This window comes from Azospirillum sp. TSO5, from assembly GCF_003116065.1.
In the GTDB taxonomy this organism is placed as follows: domain Bacteria; phylum Pseudomonadota; class Alphaproteobacteria; order Azospirillales; family Azospirillaceae; genus Azospirillum.
In genome coordinates, this window is the sequence record NZ_LGQY01000001.1 from 36871 (window position 1) to 53638 (window position 16768).

The 16768-nt window shown below is 69.1% G+C and carries 15 protein-coding genes; 13 read left to right on the forward strand and 2 right to left on the reverse strand.

Annotated elements, in window-relative coordinates; genetic code table 11:
* Nucleotides 1-22: 22 nt before the first annotated feature.
* The 7 genes from TSO5_RS00175 (at nucleotide 23) to TSO5_RS00205 (ending at nucleotide 7709) form a co-directional block, all read left to right on the forward strand.
* Nucleotides 23-1051: an ABC transporter substrate-binding protein gene (locus TSO5_RS00175; RefSeq protein ID WP_109149722.1), complete on the forward strand. Its 1029-nt coding sequence runs from the start codon at nucleotides 23-25 to the stop codon at nucleotides 1049-1051.
* Complete coding sequence (locus TSO5_RS00180) at nucleotides 1048-1935, forward strand: ABC transporter permease (protein WP_247870503.1); 888 nt, start codon at nucleotides 1048-1050, stop codon at nucleotides 1933-1935. The genes TSO5_RS00175 and TSO5_RS00180 overlap by 4 nt, the downstream gene beginning before the upstream one ends.
* A 5-nt stretch (nucleotides 1936-1940) precedes the next feature.
* Nucleotides 1941-2744, forward strand: a complete 804-nt coding sequence (locus TSO5_RS00185; RefSeq protein WP_109149723.1) for an ABC transporter permease subunit — start codon at nucleotides 1941-1943, stop codon at nucleotides 2742-2744.
* A 12-nt stretch (nucleotides 2745-2756) separates the two neighbouring features.
* A complete protein-coding gene (locus tag TSO5_RS00190; protein WP_109149724.1) occupies nucleotides 2757-3806 on the forward strand; it encodes an ABC transporter ATP-binding protein in 1050 nt (349 codons plus the stop codon).
* A gap of 186 nt (nucleotides 3807-3992) precedes the next feature.
* A complete protein-coding gene (locus tag TSO5_RS00195; RefSeq protein ID WP_109149725.1) occupies nucleotides 3993-4811 on the forward strand; it encodes a phosphodiesterase in 819 nt (272 codons plus the stop codon).
* An 85-nt stretch (nucleotides 4812-4896) separates the two neighbouring features.
* Entirely contained in the window at nucleotides 4897-5898 is a 1002-nt protein-coding gene (locus TSO5_RS00200; protein ID WP_109149726.1) for an ABC transporter substrate-binding protein, read from the forward strand.
* A 260-nt stretch (nucleotides 5899-6158) separates the two neighbouring features.
* Nucleotides 6159-7709, forward strand: coding sequence for an iron ABC transporter permease (locus tag TSO5_RS00205; RefSeq protein WP_247870504.1), 1551 nt, complete (start codon nucleotides 6159-6161; stop codon nucleotides 7707-7709).
* Nucleotides 7710-7716: 7 nt separating this feature from the next.
* On the opposite strand, the gene TSO5_RS00210 is transcribed toward TSO5_RS00205, so the two are convergent.
* Nucleotides 7717-8733: an oxidoreductase gene (locus tag TSO5_RS00210; RefSeq protein WP_109149727.1), complete on the reverse strand. Its 1017-nt coding sequence runs from the start codon at nucleotides 8731-8733 to the stop codon at nucleotides 7717-7719.
* Nucleotides 8734-8779: 46 nt separating this feature from the next.
* Nucleotides 8780-9469: a 6-phosphogluconolactonase gene (gene pgl, locus TSO5_RS00215; protein ID WP_109149728.1), complete on the reverse strand. Its 690-nt coding sequence runs from the start codon at nucleotides 9467-9469 to the stop codon at nucleotides 8780-8782.
* Nucleotides 9470-9763: 294 nt separating this feature from the next.
* Here pgl and TSO5_RS00220 point away from each other — a divergent pair, with 294 nt between their 5' ends.
* The 6 genes from TSO5_RS00220 to TSO5_RS00245 all read left to right on the forward strand — a co-directional run bounded on the left by TSO5_RS00220 (nucleotide 9764) and on the right by TSO5_RS00245 (nucleotide 16706).
* On the forward strand, nucleotides 9764-10741 hold the full coding sequence (locus tag TSO5_RS00220; protein WP_247870505.1) for a sugar ABC transporter permease: 978 nt from the start codon (nucleotides 9764-9766) through the stop codon (nucleotides 10739-10741).
* Between the two features lies 1 nt (nucleotide 10742).
* Entirely contained in the window at nucleotides 10743-11624 is an 882-nt protein-coding gene (locus TSO5_RS00225) for a carbohydrate ABC transporter permease (RefSeq protein ID WP_247870506.1), read from the forward strand.
* 7 nt (nucleotides 11625-11631) lie between these two features.
* Nucleotides 11632-12741: a sn-glycerol-3-phosphate ABC transporter ATP-binding protein UgpC gene (gene ugpC, locus TSO5_RS00230; RefSeq protein WP_109149731.1), complete on the forward strand. Its 1110-nt coding sequence runs from the start codon at nucleotides 11632-11634 to the stop codon at nucleotides 12739-12741.
* 166 nt (nucleotides 12742-12907) lie between these two features.
* Nucleotides 12908-13438, forward strand: coding sequence for a 2Fe-2S iron-sulfur cluster-binding protein (locus TSO5_RS00235; protein WP_109149732.1), 531 nt, complete (start codon nucleotides 12908-12910; stop codon nucleotides 13436-13438).
* Nucleotides 13435-14424, forward strand: coding sequence for a xanthine dehydrogenase family protein subunit M (locus TSO5_RS00240; RefSeq protein ID WP_109149733.1), 990 nt, complete (start codon nucleotides 13435-13437; stop codon nucleotides 14422-14424). The genes TSO5_RS00235 and TSO5_RS00240 overlap by 4 nt, the downstream gene beginning before the upstream one ends.
* Nucleotides 14421-16706 (forward strand): xanthine dehydrogenase family protein molybdopterin-binding subunit, encoded by a 2286-nt coding sequence (locus TSO5_RS00245; RefSeq protein WP_109149734.1) that lies wholly within the window; start codon nucleotides 14421-14423, stop codon nucleotides 16704-16706. The genes TSO5_RS00240 and TSO5_RS00245 overlap by 4 nt, the downstream gene beginning before the upstream one ends.
* Nucleotides 16707-16768: the final 62 nt, after the last annotated feature.

A 16768-nucleotide genomic window follows, 5' to 3' on the forward strand; every position in this document is an offset into this window, starting at 1 on the left:
CCGAACGGAGACACACGCCATCATGTTCAAGCCGTTCCTGCTCGGCGCCGCCCTCGGTGCCGTCTCGCTGGTTGCCGCCATTTCCGCAACGGTCGCTCCCGCCATGGCGGCGGAGCAGACCGCCATCTGCTACAACTGCCCGCCGGAGTGGGCCGACTGGGCATCGCAGTTGAAGGCGATCAAGGCCGATCTCGGCATCGCCGTGCCGTTCGACAACAAGAACTCCGGCCAGTCGCTCGCCGCCATGCTGGCGGAAAAGGACAAGCCGGTGGCCGACGTCGTCTATCTCGGCGGGCCGGTCGGCATCCAGGCCAAGGCGGCCGGCGTCGTCACCCCCTACAAGCCGGCGGGCTGGGCCGAAATCCCCGACGGGATGAAGGACGCCGACGGCAACTGGTTCGCCATCCACAGCGGCACGCTGGGCTTCTTCGTCAACACCGAGGCGCTGGGCGGCAAGCCGGTGCCGCAGAGCTGGGCCGACCTGCTGAAGCCCGACTATTCGGGCATGGTCGGCTATCTCGACCCGACCAGCGCCGCCGTCGGCTATGTCGGCGCGGTGGCGGTCAATCAGGCGCTGGGTGGCGATTACGGCAGCTTCGACAAGGCCATCGGCTGGTTCAAGGATCTGCAGAAGAACCAGCCCATCGTTCCGAAGCAGACCTCCTACGCCCGCGTGCTGTCGGGCGAGATTCCGATCCTGATCGACTATGACTTCAACGCCTACCGCGCCAAATACACCGACAAGGCGCCGGTCGCCTTCGTCATCCCGAAGGAAGGCACCGTGTCGGTCCCCTATGTGATGGCGCTGGTCAAGAACGGCCCGAACCCTGAGAACGGCAAGAAGGTTCTGGACTACGTCCTGTCCGACAAGGGCCAGACCCTGTGGGCCAACGCCTTCATGCGCCCGGTCCGCGCCGAGGCGATGTCGCCGGAGACCGCCGCCAAGTTCCTGCCGGCCGCCGATTACGCCCGCGCCAAGCCGGTGGACATGGTGCGCATGGCGGACGCGCAGAAGGGCTTCATGGACCGCTATCAGGCGGAGGTGAAGTGAGCGCCTGCGTGCAGGATGCTCCCCTCCCCCACCGGCCGGCGGCGCGTCCGTCGGCCGGGCCGGGGTGGGCGCGCGAACCGCTGCGGCTGGCGGCCCTGCTGGCGCCGGCGGCGGCGGTGTTCGCGGCCTTCTTCCTGCTGCCGCTGGTCCGCCTGATCCTGATCGGCGCCGGCGGGGCGGAGGGGTGGAGCGCCTATGTGACCACGCTGGTCGATCCCGGCCATCTCGACAGCCTGATCTCCACGCTGGCGCTGTCGGCGGGGGTGACGTTGGTGACGCTGGCGGTGTCCACCGTCGCCGGGCTGTTCCTGGTGCGGCACCATTTTCCAGGCCATGCCCTGCTGGTGGCGCTGCTGACCTTCCCGCTGGCCTTTCCCGGCGTGGTGATCGGCTTCATGGTCATCATGCTGGCCGGGCGCCAGGGGCTGATCGGCACGATCACCCAGGCGCTGACCGGGGGCAAGCTGGTCTTCGCCTATTCGATGGCCGGGCTGTTCCTCGGCTACGTCTATTTCTCGATCCCGCGCGTGATCCTGACGGTGATGGCGGCGGCGGAGAAGCTCGATCCCCGGCTGGAGGAAGCGGCGCGCTCGTTGGGCGCAGCCCCCTGGCGCGTGGTGGCCGACGTGATCCTGCCGGCGCTGAAACCGGCGCTGATCTCGGCCGGCGCGCTGTGCTTCGCGACCTCGATGGGCGCGTTCGGCACCGCCTTCACGCTCGCCACCCGGATCAATGTGCTGCCGATGACCATCTATACCGAATTCACGCTCCAGGCGAACATCGCCGCGGCGGCGGCGCTCAGCGTCCTGCTCGGCCTCATCACCTGGGCGGCCCTGGCGGTAGCGCGCAGCGTCGCCGGCACCTCCGTCGCGGCGGCGGGATGAGGGCGATGCACAGTCTTTCCAATCGCCGGGGCTGGGGGTTCTGGCTGCAATTGGGCTTCACCCTGCTGGTCTGCGCCCTGCTGACCGTGCCGATGGTGATGTCGATGCTGGCCGGGCTGACCGCCAATTATTTCGTGGGCTTGAAAAGCGGCCTGACGCTGCGCTGGGTCGATGAGGTGCTGCGGGTCTATTCCGGCACCATCTTTCTTTCCCTGCAGATCGCCTTCGCCTGTCTCGCCTGCACGCTGGTGCTGGGCGTTCCGGCTGCCTATGCGCTGGCGCGCCGCCCCGGCCGGATCGCGCGGCTGGTGGAGGAGATGCTGATGATGCCGGTGGCCATTCCCGGCCTAGCCACGGCGCTGGCGCTGATCGTCACCTATGGCGGCGTGGGGGATCTGCGCAGCAGCTGGCTGTTCATCCTGATCGGCCATGTGCTGTTCACCCTGCCCTTCATGGTCCGCGCCGTGCTGGCCGTGATGGGCGCCATCGACCTGACGACGCTGGAGGAAGGGGCGGCCAGCCTCGGCGCCGGATTCCTGCGCCGCTTCGCCACCGTGGTGCTGCCCAACTGCCGCTCCGGCATCCTGGCCGGGTCGCTGATGGTGCTGACCCTGTCGGTTGGCGAGTTCAACCTGACCTGGCTGCTGCACACGCCGCTGACCAAGACTCTGCCGGTCGGGCTGGCCGACAGCTATGCCTCGCTGCGGATCGAAATCGGCAGCGCCTACACCCTCGTCTTCTTCGTGATGATCGTGCCGAGCCTGATCCTGTTGCAGGGTCTGGCGAAGCGCGGCCGTCCGTCCGTTTGAGGCCACTTCCAGATGCCCGACAGCTTCCACCTCGACGCCGTGCCGATCCGCCTGGAGCGCTGCGGCAAGACCTTCGCCGGCAGCGCTCGCGCGCTGGAGCCGCTGGACCTGACCATCCGCGGCGGCGAGACCATCGTCTTCCTCGGCCCCAGCGGCTGCGGCAAGACCACGACGTTGCGCATCATCGCCGGGCTGGAAAGCCCCGATCCCGGCGGCCGCGTGCTGTTCGGCGAGGAGGACGTCACCGCCCTGCCGATCGAGCGGCGCAATGTCGGCATGGTGTTCCAGAGCTACGCCCTGTTCCCCAACATGACGGTGGCGGAGAACGTCGCCTACGGTTTGAAGGTGCGCAAAGTTGCCCGGCCCGAGCGCGCCCAACGGGTGGAGGAGATGCTGGACCTGATGCATCTCGGCGAGTTCGCCGGGCGGCGGATCGACCAGCTGTCCGGCGGACAGCGGCAGCGGGTGGCGCTGGCCCGTGCGCTGGTGGTGCGGCCGCGCGTTCTGCTGCTGGACGAACCGCTGACGGCGCTCGACGCCAAGCTGCGCGACAGTTTGCGGCTGGAGATCGACCGGCTGCTGCGCGGGCTGGGCATCACCGCCGTCTATGTCACCCACGACCAGGGCGAGGCGATGGCGCTGGGCGACCGCATCGTGGTGATGGCCAAGGGGCGGGTGGCGCAGGTCGGCACGCCGCGGGAGATCTATTACCAGCCGGCCGACGGCTTCGTCGCGGACTTCATCGGCACGATGAACCGGCTGGGCGGTTTGGCGCGCGGTGGGATGCTGAGCATCGGCGCGGCGTCGCTGCCCTGGTCCGGGGCGGACGGCGCGGTTGAGCTGCTGGTGCGGCCGGAGGATCTGGCGCTGGCCGGCGAGGCCGACGGGCATCTCGGCGGCACCGTCGCCGCCGCCGTGTTCCTGGGCGACCGCACCCGGCTGGTGGTGGAGCCGGCAGACGGGCCGGCGCTGACGGTGGACACCCTTGGGCGCAGCGAGTTGGGGCGCGGCGACCGGGTTTGGCTGCGCGTCGATCCGGCAAGGGTGCTGGCGGTGCCGTGAGTCTGGTCGTCGCGACGCTGTGCCCCCTCCCCATCCCTCCCCCGCCTTCGGCGGGAGAGGGGGCAGGATGCTTGCAGGAGTGATGCAAAGGAGCGGCGGCAGTCCCCTCTCCCGCGTTAGCGGGGGAGGGTTAGGGAGGGGGCATACGCCTCCAAATCAAACACTTAAGCCCAAGGCCCACCCACCATGATCATCGCCCAGATCACCGACACCCACATCAAGCCCCCCGGCCGCCTCGCCTACCGCCGTGTCGACACCGCGCCCTTCCTGGAGCGCGCGGTCGCCGCAATCCTGGCGCTCACCCCGCGTCCCGACGTGATCCTCGCCACCGGCGACCTCGTCGATGCCGGCCATGCGGAGGAGTATGAGCGGCTGCTCGTCCTGCTGCGCCCGCTCGACATCCCGCTGTTCGCCGTACCCGGCAACCATGACGAACGCGCCGGTCTTGCCGAAGCCTTTCCCGACCTCAAGGCCCGCGTCGGCGACAGCCGCTTCTTCCACTACACGGTGGAGGATTGGCCGGTGCGGCTGGTCGCCATGGACACCGTCCTGCCCGGCTCCGGCGCGGGAGAGGTCTGTGCCGAGCGGCTCTCCTGGCTCGACGCGCGGCTGGCGGAGCAGCCGGAGCGGCCGACCATCGTCTTCCAGCACCACCCGCCCTTCGCCACCGGCATCGGCCATATGGACCGGCTGGGCTTGAACGGCGCCGACGCGATGGCCGACGTGGTCCGCCGCCATCGCCAAGTGGAGCGGGTGCTGTGCGGGCATCTGCATCGACCGATCCAGGTGCGTTGGGCCGGGACCATCGCCTCGACGGCGCCGTCGACCGCGCATCAGGTGGCGCTCGACCTGCGCGATGATGCGCCGTCAGCCTTCGTGATGGAGCCGCCGGGCTATCAGATCCACATGTGGCGCGCCGACACCGGCGTGGTCAGCCACACCGCGGTGATCGGCGACTATGACGGCCCCTATCCCTTCTTCAAGGACGGGAAGCTGATCGACTAGTCCGGCCATTCCGCCGGCTGTCACGCGCCTGTCACGGGCTTGGCGTAAGACACAGCTCACCGCCGATCCAACGGAGACGACAGAGATGAAGGCGTTCCTCGCCACCCTCGCCACGGTGCTGACGCTGGCGCTCGGCCCAGCCGCCGTTTCCCAGGCCGCCCAGGCCGACGGCGCCACCGGCAAGCTGGTGCTCTACACCTCGCAGCTGGAGCCGGACGCCCGCCAGACGGTGGAGGCCTTCAAGGCGAAGAACCCCGGTGTCGAGGTGGAGTGGATCCGCAACGGCACGACCGAGCTGATGAACAAGCTGCGCGCCGAGTTCACCGCCGGGGCGCCGCAGCCCGACCTGCTGCTGATCGCCGACGCGGTGACGATGGAATCGCTGAAGGCGGAGAAGCGGCTGCAGCCCTACGCCGACGCTCCGGTTTCCGGCTACCGTCCCGGCACCCACGACCAGCAGGGCTACTGGTTCGGCACCAAGCTGATCACCACCGGCATCGTCTACAACACCGCCGCCCCGATGAAGCCGGCGTCCTGGCAGGATCTGCTGAAGCCGGAGGCCAAGGGCACGACGGTGATGCCGAGCCCGCTCTATTCCGGCGCCGCCGCCATCCACATGGCGTCGATCAAGGCGCAGCCGACGCTGGGCATGGCCTATTACGAGGCGTTGCAGCGCAACGGCGTCACGGCGGCCAAGGGCAACGGCGGCATCCTGAAGGACGTGGCCGGCGGGGCGAAGCTCTACGGCATGGTCGTCGATTACCTGCCGATCCGCGAGCATCTGAAGGGCGCCCCCGTCGCCTTCGTCTTCCCCAAGGAGGGCGTCAGCGCGGTCAGCGAGCCGGTGGCGATCCTCAGCACCGCGAAAAACCCGACGGCGGCCAAGGCCTTCATCGACTTCCTGCTGAGCCGCGAGGGACAGGAGCTGGCCTCGGCCCAGGGCTTCCTGCCGGCGCTGCCGGGGGTGAAGCCGCCGGCGGGCTTCCCCGATCCGGCGACGATCACCCTGCTGCCCTACGACCCCGCCAAGGCGCTGGCCGAGGACGACGCCAACAAGCGCGCCTTCGCCGACCTGTTCGGCGGGTGAGGGTGCTGACACGAGATATCCCTCTCCCGTCCCGGGAGAGGGAAGGGGCCCATGCGCAGCATGGGAAGGGTGAGGGGTGGCGCAAGAAGCCATCCACTTCTGGCTCCTTGGAACACCCCTCACCCTCCCCACGCCTTTGGCGCGGGTCCCCTCCCTCTCCCGGGGCGGGAGAGGGCCTTTTCCTGCTCCTCGGCCTGCTCGTCCTTCTGCCCGTCCTGCGCCTGCTGTGGGAGGCCGGCGACACCACGGTGCTGGCCCGCGTGCTCGACTCCCCCGCGACGTGGCGGGCCACCACCAACAGCATCGCCATTGCCGCTGGCGCCACATTGGCCGCGGCGCTGATCGGCGGGCCGTTCGCTCTGCTGATCGGGTTGACGGACCTGCGCGCCCGCACGGCGATGACCTTCGCCCTGATCCTGCCGCTGATGATCCCGCCGCAGATCGTGGCGATGGCCTGGACCCATCTCGCCGGGTCCGGCAGCCCGATCCTGAAGCCGCTGGGGCTCGCCCCGCCAGTCGGCACGGCGAACCCGGTGCAGTCGGCGGCGGGCATGATCCTGGTGATGGGGATCGAGCATGCGCCGCTGGTCTTCCTCGCCCTGCGCGCCGCGTTGCGCGCCATTCCCGGCGATGTGCTGGAGGCGGCCCGGGCCTCGGGGGCCGGGCCGTGGCGGGCGGTGCGCGGCGTGGTGCTGCCGCTTTGCCTGCCGGGGCTGGTCGCGGGTTTGGCGATGGCCTTCGTCGCGGCGCTGGGGAATTTCGGGGTGCCGGCGCTGCTGGGCGTGCCGGCGGGCATCCCGATGCTGCCGACGCTGATCTACCGGCGGCTGGCCGGCTTCGGGCCGTCTGCCCTGCCCGAGGTGGCGGTGCTGGCCGCCCTGATCGGCATCGTCGCCTGCCTGGGCATCGCCACCCAGACCATCCTGCAGGCCCGCATCGCCAGCCGCCTGCCCGGCGGCGCCCGGCCGCTGGCGCCGGTGGCGCTCGGCTCCGCCCGCGTGGCGGTGGAGGGGCTTGCCTGGGGCGTGCTGGCGCTGATCGTTGCGGCGCCGCTGACGGCACTGCTGGCGACCAGCCTCGTCAGCGTCTATGGCCTGCCGGTCGGCTTCGGCACGCTGACGCTGGCCCATTACCGCGAGGTGCTGGCGCTCGATCAGGTCGGGCGGGCCTTCGCCAATTCGGTGCTGCTGTCGGGATCGGCGGCGGGGCTGCTCGCGCTGCTGGCGGTGCCGCTGGCCCATGCGATGGCGCTGGGCGGAGGAACCGGACGGATCGCGCGGGCGGTCGGCGTGCTGGTGGAGCTGCCGCATGCCGTGCCGGGGGTGGTGCTGGGCATTGGCTGCATCCTGCTGTTCCTGAAGCCGCTGCCGGGGCTGGGGGTCATTCTCTACGGCACGCTGTGGATCATCCTGGCGGCCTATCTGGTCCGCTTCCTGCCGCTGGCGCTGCGTCCGGTGCAGGCGGCCTGCGCCGCGCTCGACCCGACGGTGGAGGAGGCCGCCCGCGCGCTGGGAGCCGGGCCGCTGCGGCGGCTGGTGACGGTGGTGGCGCCGCTGGTGGCGCCGGCGGCTGCCGCCGGCGGGCTGCTGGTCTTCCTGACCGCATTCAACGAACTGACCGTCTCCATCCTGCTGTGGTCGCAGGGTCGGGAGACGCTGGGCGTCGTCGTCTATGCGCTGGAGGAAGGCGGCAGCCCGACGCTCGGTGCCGCACTGGGTGTCATCGCCATCCTGGTGGTGCTGGCGGCGATGATCGCCGCCGGGGCGCTCGGTCGCCGCCTGCCGCCGGGCATCGTGCCCTGGCGGGGATAGCGGGATTTCAGGCCGGCAGTCCCGCCGCCTTGCGCACCGCTTCCAGTACCGTCAGCACGTCGCGTGCCTGCTCGGCCGTCACCGGCGGCGGGGCGCCGTCGAGGATGGATGACGCCACGCCACGATAGAAGGCGGGATAGTCGCCGGGAATGGTCTCCACCCGCCGCTCGCTGCCGTCGGCCTGGACCAGCAGGGCGAAGTTTTCCGGATCGTCGGCGCCCCAGTCGGCTTCGGTCGGCAGGCGGCCGGCGCGCAGGGCCGCCTCCTGCCCGTCCATGCCGTGCTTGAGGAAGCTGCCGCGGTCGCCATGCAGCTGGAAGCGCGGCCCCGGCCGGCAGACCACGGTCCCGCAATGCAGGATCGCCCGCATCGGCCCATAGCGCAGCACGATGTGGAACCAGTCATCGACCTGCGCGTCCGGCCGCTGGGTGCCGACATCGGCGAGGATGCGGTCGGGCATGCCGAACAGGGTCAGCGCCTGATCGATCAGATGGGCGCCGAGGTCGAACAGCACGCCGGAGCCTGCCAGCGTCTGCTCGCGCCAGCCCTGCTTGATCTGCGGCCGGAAGCGGTCGAAATGCGCCTCGTAATGAAAGGGACGGCCGATATCGCCACGGTCCAGGCAGGCGCGCAGGGTCAGGAAGTCGTTGTCCCAGCGCCGGTTGTGAAAGACGGTCAGCAGCCGGCCCTGCCGCTTGGCGAGGTCGATCAACTCATCGGCTTCAGCGGCGGTGGTCGCCATCGGCTTGTCGATCACCACATGCTTGCCGGCCAGCAGAGCCTCACGGGCCAAGGGGGCGTGGCTGGTGTTGGGGGTGGCGATCACCACGAGGTCGATGCCTGGGTCGGCGATCACCGCCTCGGCCGTGGTCGCAACGGCCTCCGGTGCGGCACGGCGGATGTCGTCGGTGCGCGAGCTGGCGATGGCTGTCAGGCGCAGGCGCGGTTCGCACTGGATCAGCGGCGCGTGGAACACCGACCCGGCAAGGCCGAAGCCCAGCAGGCCGACCGACAGGCTCTTCATCGTCTCCAAACCCCCTCGTGATGTGTTGCCCGGCATAAGCTGTGCGTCAGGGCGCCCAGCAGACCATGGTGTCGGTTCCGCCCCGGCGCAACAGGCCGCGCACCGGCATCGCGTCCTCCGGGCCTGCCGCACGGGCCTGTTCCAGCACCGCGCGTTTGGCGCCGCCGGTGATCAGCACGACGATGCGCCGGCTGTCGAGCAGGCGCGGCAGGGTCAGGGTCATGCGCGGATGCGGCGCGGTGGGGGAGCGCATCGCCCGGCAGGTTGCGGTTCCTTCCCAGGCGGCGGCAAGCCCCGGCACATCGGGGAACAGCGAGGCGACATGCCCATCCTCGCCCATGCCCGTCACCATCAGGTCGAACGGTCCGTCGAGGACGCGCAACGCTTCAGTGCAGACGTCCTCCCCCTCCTCCGGCGTCGCGGCGCCGGTGTAAAGCGGGATGAAGCGGATGGCGGGAGCGGCGGCGAGCAGCGTGGCGTGCAAGGTGGCGGCGTTGCTGTCCGGGCTTTCAGGAGGCAGCCAGCGGTCGTCCACCAGCGTCGCCGTCACCCGGCCCCAATCGACATCGCGACGGCCGAGCGCCGTCAGGAAGGGTGTCGGCGTCCGCCCGCCCGGCAGCGCCATGGTGGCCCGCCCGCGCGCCGCGATGGCGGCGCTCAGCAGGGCGGCCGTCTCGTCGGCCAGGGTTTCGGCAAGGTCCTGGGCATCGCGGAACACACGAAGGCGCGCGGTCATGATGGAAGCTCCCCAACAGGTCTTGTTCGTTGCCGCAGACCATAATCCGCCCGCCCCGCATGTGCGCGCGCATCTATGTAACAGCCACGTAACAACGTGGGCTCCGGGAAAGCGCCGCGTTACCAAATTGTCCGCCCCGCGCATCATCGGCAGCGTACAGTGACCGCCAAGCGAACGACCGCCGGGCGAGACCTCACCGGGGCGGTCCAACAGCAACCCGTCACGGGAGGGAACCGACATGCGCGACCTGCATCCGTGTGCGACGCCGGCCCAAATGCTGCCGAGCATCGTACCATGACCATGCAGACCCCATCCTATCGGCCGGCCCCCGGAGAGAACGCCGGGGAGGACGCCGGGACCACCCCCGGCAGCGCCGCTCCGCCGCGGACGACCGGGCTGCGCGCGGTGGCGCAGCGGCATCTTTCGAAGCTGGTGGTCGCCCCGTCCTTCGCGGCGATCCTGCTGTTCGTCTACGGCTTCATCGCCTGGACGGTCTATATCAGCTTCACCAACTCCAAGATGCTGCCGTCCTATGAGCTGGTCGGCGCCGACGCCTTTTCGAAGCTGTGGCGGATCGAGCGCTGGTACGTCGCCATCGAGAATCTGCTGATCTTCGGCGGGCTGTTCATCGGCATCAGCCTGATCGTCGGCATCCTGCTGGCGGTGCTGCTCGACCAGCGCATCCGCGGCGAAGGAGCGTTGCGCACCATATATCTCTACCCGATGGCGCTCAGCTTCATCGTCACCGGCACCGCCTGGAAATGGATCCTGAATCCAGGCATCGGCATCCAGCAATTCGTGCGTGACCTGGGTTTCCCCGCCTTCACCTTCGACTGGATCGTCCAGCAGGACACCGCCGTCTACACGCTGGTGATCGCCGCGGTCTGGCAAAGCTCCGGCTTCGTGATGGCGCTGTTCCTGGCGGCATTGCGTGGCGTCGATCAGGAGATCATCAAGGCGGCCTATCTCGACGGTGCCAGCCTGCCGCGCATCTATTGGGGCATCGTCCTGCCGTCGGTCAGGCCGGTGTTCATGAGCGCCTTCGTCATCCTCGCCCACCTCGCAGTCAAGAGCTACGACCTCGTGGTGGCGCTGACCGGCGGCGGTCCCGGCTATGCGTCGGACCTGCCGGCGACCTTCATGTACGAGATGACCTTCCGCCGCAACCAGATCGCCATCGGATCGGCCAGCGCGCTGATGATGCTGGCGACCGTGGTGGCGATCATCGTGCCCTACCTCTATTCCGAACTGAAGGGAGGCAAGCGTGTCTAGCCTGACCTCCGCCCTGCCGCCGGCGCAGGGCACCGGCACCCGCATCGCCCGCTGGGGCCTGTACCTGATCCTCTTGCTGTTCGCGGCCTACTACCTGCTGCCGCTGCTGCTGATGATCACCACCTCGTTCAAGAGCCCGGAGGAAATCCGCACCGGGTCGCTGCTGTCGCTGCCGCGCGACTTCAGCCTGGACGCCTGGAGCTATGCCTGGAACCGCGCCTGCATCGGCGCCGATTGCCGCGGCATGGCGCCCTATTTCCTCAACTCCATCGTCATCGTCGTGCCGGCGGTGATCATCTCCACCATCTTCGGGGCGCTGAACGGCTATGCCCTGACCAAGTGGCGGTTCCGCGGCGCCAACATCGTGTTCGGCATGATCCTGTTCGGCAGCTTCCTGCCGTCGCAGGTGATCCTGCTGCCGATGGCGCAGACGCTGGGCTTCCTCGGGCTGGCCGGCAGTGCCGGCGGGCTGATCCTGGTGCATGTGGTGTATGGCCTCGCCTTCACCACGCTGTTCTTCCGCAACTACTATGTCAGCATCCCCGACGATCTGGTGAAGGCCGCGACCATCGACGGCGCCGGCTTCTTCCAGATCTTCACCAAGATCATGCTGCCGCTGTCGTTGCCGATCCTGGTGGTGACGATCATCTGGCAGTTCACCCAGATCTGGAACGACTTCCTGTACGGGGCGTCCTTCGCGGCGGGCGGCGCGCAGCCGGTGACGGTCGCGCTGAACAACCTCGTCAACACCACCACCGGCGTGAAGCAGTACAACGTCGACATGGCGGCGGCGATGATCGCCGGCCTGCCCACCCTCGTCGTCTATGTGCTCGCCGGGAAATACTTCATCCGCGGTCTGACCGCCGGCTCCGTCAAGGGGTGATCTTCCGATGGCGACTCTCAGCATCAACAATGTCCGCAAGCAGTATGGCAGCGTCGAGGTCCTGAAGGGCATCGACCTGGACCTGACGGACGGCGAATTCCTCGTCCTGCTCGGTCCGTCGGGCTGCGGGAAATCCACCCTGCTCAACATGATCGCCGGTCTGGAGACGATCAGCGCCGGCGAGATCCGCATCGACCAGCGCGTGGTCAACGAAGTCCATCCCAAGGACCGCGACATCGCCATGGTGTTCCAGTCCTACGCGCTCTATCCCAACATGACGGTTGCGCGGAACATCGGCTTCTCGCTGGAGATGCGCGGGCAAGCCAAGACCGAGCGCGAGGGTGCCATCCGCCGCGTCGCCCGGCTGTTGCAGATCGAGCACCTGCTGGACCGCAAGCCGGCGCAGCTGTCGGGCGGCCAGCGCCAGCGTGTCGCCATGGGCCGCGCTCTGGTCCGCGACCCCAAGGTGTTCCTGTTCGACGAGCCGCTGTCCAACCTGGACGCCAAGTTGCGCGTCGACATGCGCACCGAGATCAAGAAGCTGCACCAGCGGCTCGGCACCACCGTGGTCTACGTCACCCACGATCAGATCGAGGCGATGACGCTGGCCAGCCGCATCGCCATCATGAAGGAGGGCGTCGTCCAGCAGTTCGCCCCGCCGCAGGAGGTCTACGAGCGGCCGGCCAACATGTATGTGGCGAGCTTCATCGGGTCCCCAACCATGAACTTCGTCCGCGGCACCCTGTCGGCCGAGGGCGACCGGCTGGGCGTCAGCGTCGGGCGCGAGCGCAGCGGCTTCCTGCCGCTGTTCCAGGCGCCGGAGCAGGCCGGCCACTGGCTGGGGCAGGAGGTGATCCTGGGCATCCGTCCGGAGGCCATCACCTGCTACGACCCGGCGATCGCCGCCGGCAACCCGGCGCTGGTGAAGGTCGCCTGCGGCGTCAATGTGCTGGAGCCGACCGGCGCCGACACCATCACCTATGTCGAGCTGAACGGGCATGAGGTGGTCGCCCGCATCAAGCCGAGCGACAGGGTGGCGGAGGGCGAGACCGCCGACTTCATGATCGACATGGCCCGCGCCAACCTGTTCGACCCGAAGACCGAACAGCGGATCTGACCGGCGATAATCGCCCTCTCCCGGGGCGGGAGAGGGCTTTTTTGCCCGACCAGCGTGATTTCCAGCGCCGTTGACGGTTATCAGGCCGGCTCAATCCGTCCGCAAGGCGGGGGCCGGCCGTGGTCTGCCGTCGGGCAGGACCCGTTCCGACTTGGGGAATGCGCTGATGAACTTTACCATCAATGGCCAAAGCGTCGAGGTCGAGGCGGATATCCGCAGTTCGCTGCTCGACCTCCTCCGCAACAGTCTGGGATTCACCGGGACCAAGAAGGGCTGCGATCAGGGCGCCTGCGGCGCCTGCACCGTGCTGGTCGACGGCGAACGCATCAATTCCTGTCTGGCGCTGGCGGTCCAGTATCAGGGCCGCAGCATCACCGTCGTCGAAGGGCTGGGCAGCGATGGCGCCCTGCATCCGTTGCAAGAAGCCTTTATCGAGCATGACGGCTTCCAGTGCGGGTATTGCACGCCCGGCCAGCTCTGTTCCGCCATCGGCATGGCGCGCGAGATCGAACGCAACATACCGAGCGTCGTCACCGTCGACCTTACGGCGGCCAGCGTCACCGTCGACGAGCGGGAACTGCGCGAACGCATGAGCGGCAATCTCTGCCGCTGCGGCGCCTACAACGGCATCATCGAGGCCATCTCCGAAACGCTGGTCAAGACGCCGGCCGCATCGCAGGAGAGGGCGCCGGCATGAACCCCTTCACCTATGAACGGGCGTCCGACGCCTCCGCCGCCATCGAACTGGCCAAGGGCAGCGCCGCGGCGCGCTATCTCGGCGGCGGCACCAATCTGGTCGATCTGATGCGCGAGACGGTCGAGCGGCCGGAAGTGCTGGTCGACGTCACCGGCCTGCTGCGCGGGATCGAGCCGCGCGACGACGGCGGCCTGCTGATCGGGGCGGCGGCGACCAACACGGCGCTGGCTGCCGATGGCCATGTGCGCAGGCATTACCCGCTCCTCGCCCGCGCGATCCTCGCCGGCGCCAGCGCCCAGATCCGCAACATGGCGACGGTCGGCGGCAACATCCTGCAACGCACGCGCTGCCGCTACTTCTATGACAATGCTGCGGCCTGCAACAAACGGCAGCCGGGGTCCGGCTGCGACGCGCGTGACGGCTTCAACCGCTATCACGCGATCCTCGGCGCGTCGCCGGCCTGCGTCGCCACCCATCCGTCCGACATGTGCGTGGCGCTCGCCGCGCTCGACGCCACGGTGCATCTGGACGGTCCGGCCGGGCCGCGCAGCATCCCACTGATCGACCTGCACCGCCTGCCCGGCGACCGGCCGGACATCGAGACGGAGCTGAAGCCGGGCGAGCTGATCACCGCGGTGGAAATCCCGCCCCTGCCCTTCGCCCGCCGCTCCACCTACCGCAAGGTGCGCGACCGGGCGAGCTATGCCTTTGCCCTGGTGTCGGTCGCCGCCGCCATCGATCTCGACAAGGACGGGACGGTGCGCGACTTGCGGCTGGCGCTCGGCGGCGTCGCCCACAAGCCCTGGCGGGCCTCGACGGCCGAAGCCGCGCTGAAGGGCCGGCCAGCCACCCCGGAGAGCTTCCGCGCCGCCGCCGAGGCGGAACTGGCCGCCGCGACCGGCCTTCGCGACAATGCCTTCAAGATCGAGCTGGCGAAACGGACGATCGTCGCCGTCCTCGGCGAGCTGACGGGAGACGACGCATGAGCATGCAATCCGAGTCCGCAAACACCCGGCCCGGCCGCTGGCAGCCGGCGGTCACGCAGGATCCCCTGATTCAAAAGCATGGCGCGCTGGGACAGCCGGTCTCGCGCATCGACGGGCCGCTGAAGGTTCAGGGCAAGGCCCAATTCGCCGCCGAGTTTCCTTATGAGGGCCTTTGCTACGCGGCGCTGGCCTTCAGCAGCATCGCGCGTGGGCGGATCACGGCGCTCGACACCGCGGCGGCGGAGGCGGCCCCCGGTGTCGTGCTGGTCATGACCTACCGCAATGCGCCGCGGATGAAGGCGCCGTCGCTGATGATGTCGTCGCCGACTGCCGCCGGGGCGAGCGACCTGCCGGTCATGCAGAATGACGAGATCCACTGGAACGGCCAGCCCATCGCCGTCGTCCTCGCCGAGACGCAGGAGCAGGCCGACCATGCCGCCTCACTGGTCAAAGCCGACTATGCGCCGCTGCCGGCGGTAACGTCCTTCGACGAGGCGAAGAAGACGCCGCGCCAGCTGGACAACATCCTGGGCCAGCCCCCAGTGGTCGAGATCGGCGATGCCGAGGCCGCCCTGAAAGCCGCCGCGGTGCAGGTGGACCAGATCTACCGGACGCCGCGGCACAACCACAACGCCATCGAACTGCACGCCGCGACCGTGGCCTGGAGCGGCGACGAGCTGAGGGTGCATGACGCCAGCCAGCTTCTCGACCTGACGGCGGGGCAATTGGCCGACATCTTCGGCCTGGTGCCCGACAAGGTCCGCGTCTCCTCCCCCTATGTCGGCGGCGGCTTCGGCGGCAAAGGCCTGTGGGACCACCAGATCCTCGCCTGCGCCACCGCAAGGCTCGCCGGCAGGCCGGTGCGCATCATGCTGTCGCGCGAGGGGGTGTTCCGCATCATCGGCGGCCGAACGCTGACGGAGCAGCGGGTGGCGCTCGGCGCCGGCGCCGACGGCCGGCTGGATGCGCTGATCCACACCGGCATCGCGGCGATGACCACCCACAACTCTTGCCCCGAGCAGTTCACCTTCCCGGCTCGCCACCTCTATGCCGCCAAGACCATCCGGCTGGCCCAGGCAGTCGCCGACATGGACATGCTGGCGAACACCTTCATGCGGGCGCCCGGCGAGTCCGTCGGCACCTTCGCGCTGGAATGCGCGATTGATGAGCTTGCTTCAACGCTCGGGCTCGATCCCATCGAGCTGCGCCGGCGCATCGAGCCGGAAAAGGACCCGACCAGCGGCAAGCCCTTCTCCTCCCGCCACCTGATCGACGCCTATGAGAAGGGCGCGGCGAGGTTTGGCTGGGACCGCCGCAGCCCGACGCCGCGCGGGCGGCGGGACGGCGAGTGGCTGATCGGCATGGGCTGCGCGACGGCCACCTATCCCTATCACCGCTTTCCCGGCGGTGCGGCGCGGATCAGGCTGACGGCCGGCGGGCGGGTCACCGTCTCGACGGCGGTGCACGACATGGGCATGGGCACGGCGACGGCGCAGGCCCAGCACATCGCCGCCCGTCTTGGCGTGCCGCTCGCCCAGGTCAGTTTCGAGTATGGCGACACGACCCTGCCGCGCGGGGTGATCGCCGGCGGCTCGACGCAGACGGCCTCGATCGGCGGCGCCGTCATCGCCGCGACGGAGGTCTTCGTCGAGGAGCTGCTGAAGCTCGCCGGCAACGATTCGCCGCTGGCCGGCCTGTCGCTCGCCGAGGTCGAGACGCGGGACGGCGGCATCGGCCACCGCGAGGATGCCGCGCGCTTCGAAAGCTACGAGTCGATCCTGCGCCGGTCGGGACGCGACGAGCTGGTCTGCGAGGCCGCCGCTCCGCCGCCGGCGGAGATGGAGGCCTTCTCGATGCATTCCTACGGCGCGCAGTTCTGCGAGGTCCGGGTGAGCGAGATCACCGGGGAGGTCCGCGTGTCGCGCTTCCTCGGCTCCTTCGACGCCGGCCGCATCCTCAACGCCAAGACGGCGACGAGCCAGTTCAAGGGCGGCATCATCATGGGGATCGGGCTGGCGCTGACCGAGGAAACCAACTTCGACCCGCGCACCGGCCGCGTCGTCAACGCCTCGCTCGCCGAGTATCATGTGCCGGTGCAGATGGACGTTCCCAACATCGAGATCCTCTACACCGACATCCCCGACCCGCAGGCGCCGATGGGTGCCCGCGGCATCGGCGAGATCGGCATCACCGGCGTCGGCGCAGCGGTCGCCAATGCCGTCTACAACGCCACCGGCAAGCGCGTCCGCGATCTGCCGATCACGCTCGACAAGCTGATGTGACGCTTCGCCGGGTTCGATCTGGGAATTGAAGTCACAGGTGATATGGCGGGGGAGGGGGGTTT

Excerpts from the sequence above, each read along its gene's own strand:
- TSO5_RS00175 (WP_109149722.1), top strand. The coding sequence starts at position 23 with ATGTTCAAGCCGTTCCTGCTCGGCGCCGCCCTCGGTGCCGTCTCGCTG.
- TSO5_RS00185 (WP_109149723.1), top strand. The coding sequence starts at position 1,941 with ATGCACAGTCTTTCCAATCGCCGGGGCTGGGGGTTCTGGCTGCAATTG.
- TSO5_RS00190 (WP_109149724.1), top strand. The coding sequence starts at position 2,757 with ATGCCCGACAGCTTCCACCTCGACGCCGTGCCGATCCGCCTGGAGCGC.
- TSO5_RS00195 (WP_109149725.1), top strand. The coding sequence starts at position 3,993 with ATGATCATCGCCCAGATCACCGACACCCACATCAAGCCCCCCGGCCGC.
- TSO5_RS00200 (WP_109149726.1), top strand. The coding sequence starts at position 4,897 with ATGAAGGCGTTCCTCGCCACCCTCGCCACGGTGCTGACGCTGGCGCTC.
- TSO5_RS00210 (WP_109149727.1), bottom strand. The coding sequence starts at position 8,733 with ATGAAGAGCCTGTCGGTCGGCCTGCTGGGCTTCGGCCTTGCCGGGTCG.
- pgl (WP_109149728.1), bottom strand. The coding sequence starts at position 9,469 with ATGACCGCGCGCCTTCGTGTGTTCCGCGATGCCCAGGACCTTGCCGAA.
- TSO5_RS00220 (WP_247870505.1), top strand. The coding sequence starts at position 9,764 with ATGACCATGCAGACCCCATCCTATCGGCCGGCCCCCGGAGAGAACGCC.
- ugpC (WP_109149731.1), top strand. The coding sequence starts at position 11,632 with ATGGCGACTCTCAGCATCAACAATGTCCGCAAGCAGTATGGCAGCGTC.
- TSO5_RS00235 (WP_109149732.1), top strand. The coding sequence starts at position 12,908 with ATGAACTTTACCATCAATGGCCAAAGCGTCGAGGTCGAGGCGGATATC.
- TSO5_RS00240 (WP_109149733.1), top strand. The coding sequence starts at position 13,435 with ATGAACCCCTTCACCTATGAACGGGCGTCCGACGCCTCCGCCGCCATC.
- TSO5_RS00245 (WP_109149734.1), top strand. The coding sequence starts at position 14,421 with ATGAGCATGCAATCCGAGTCCGCAAACACCCGGCCCGGCCGCTGGCAG.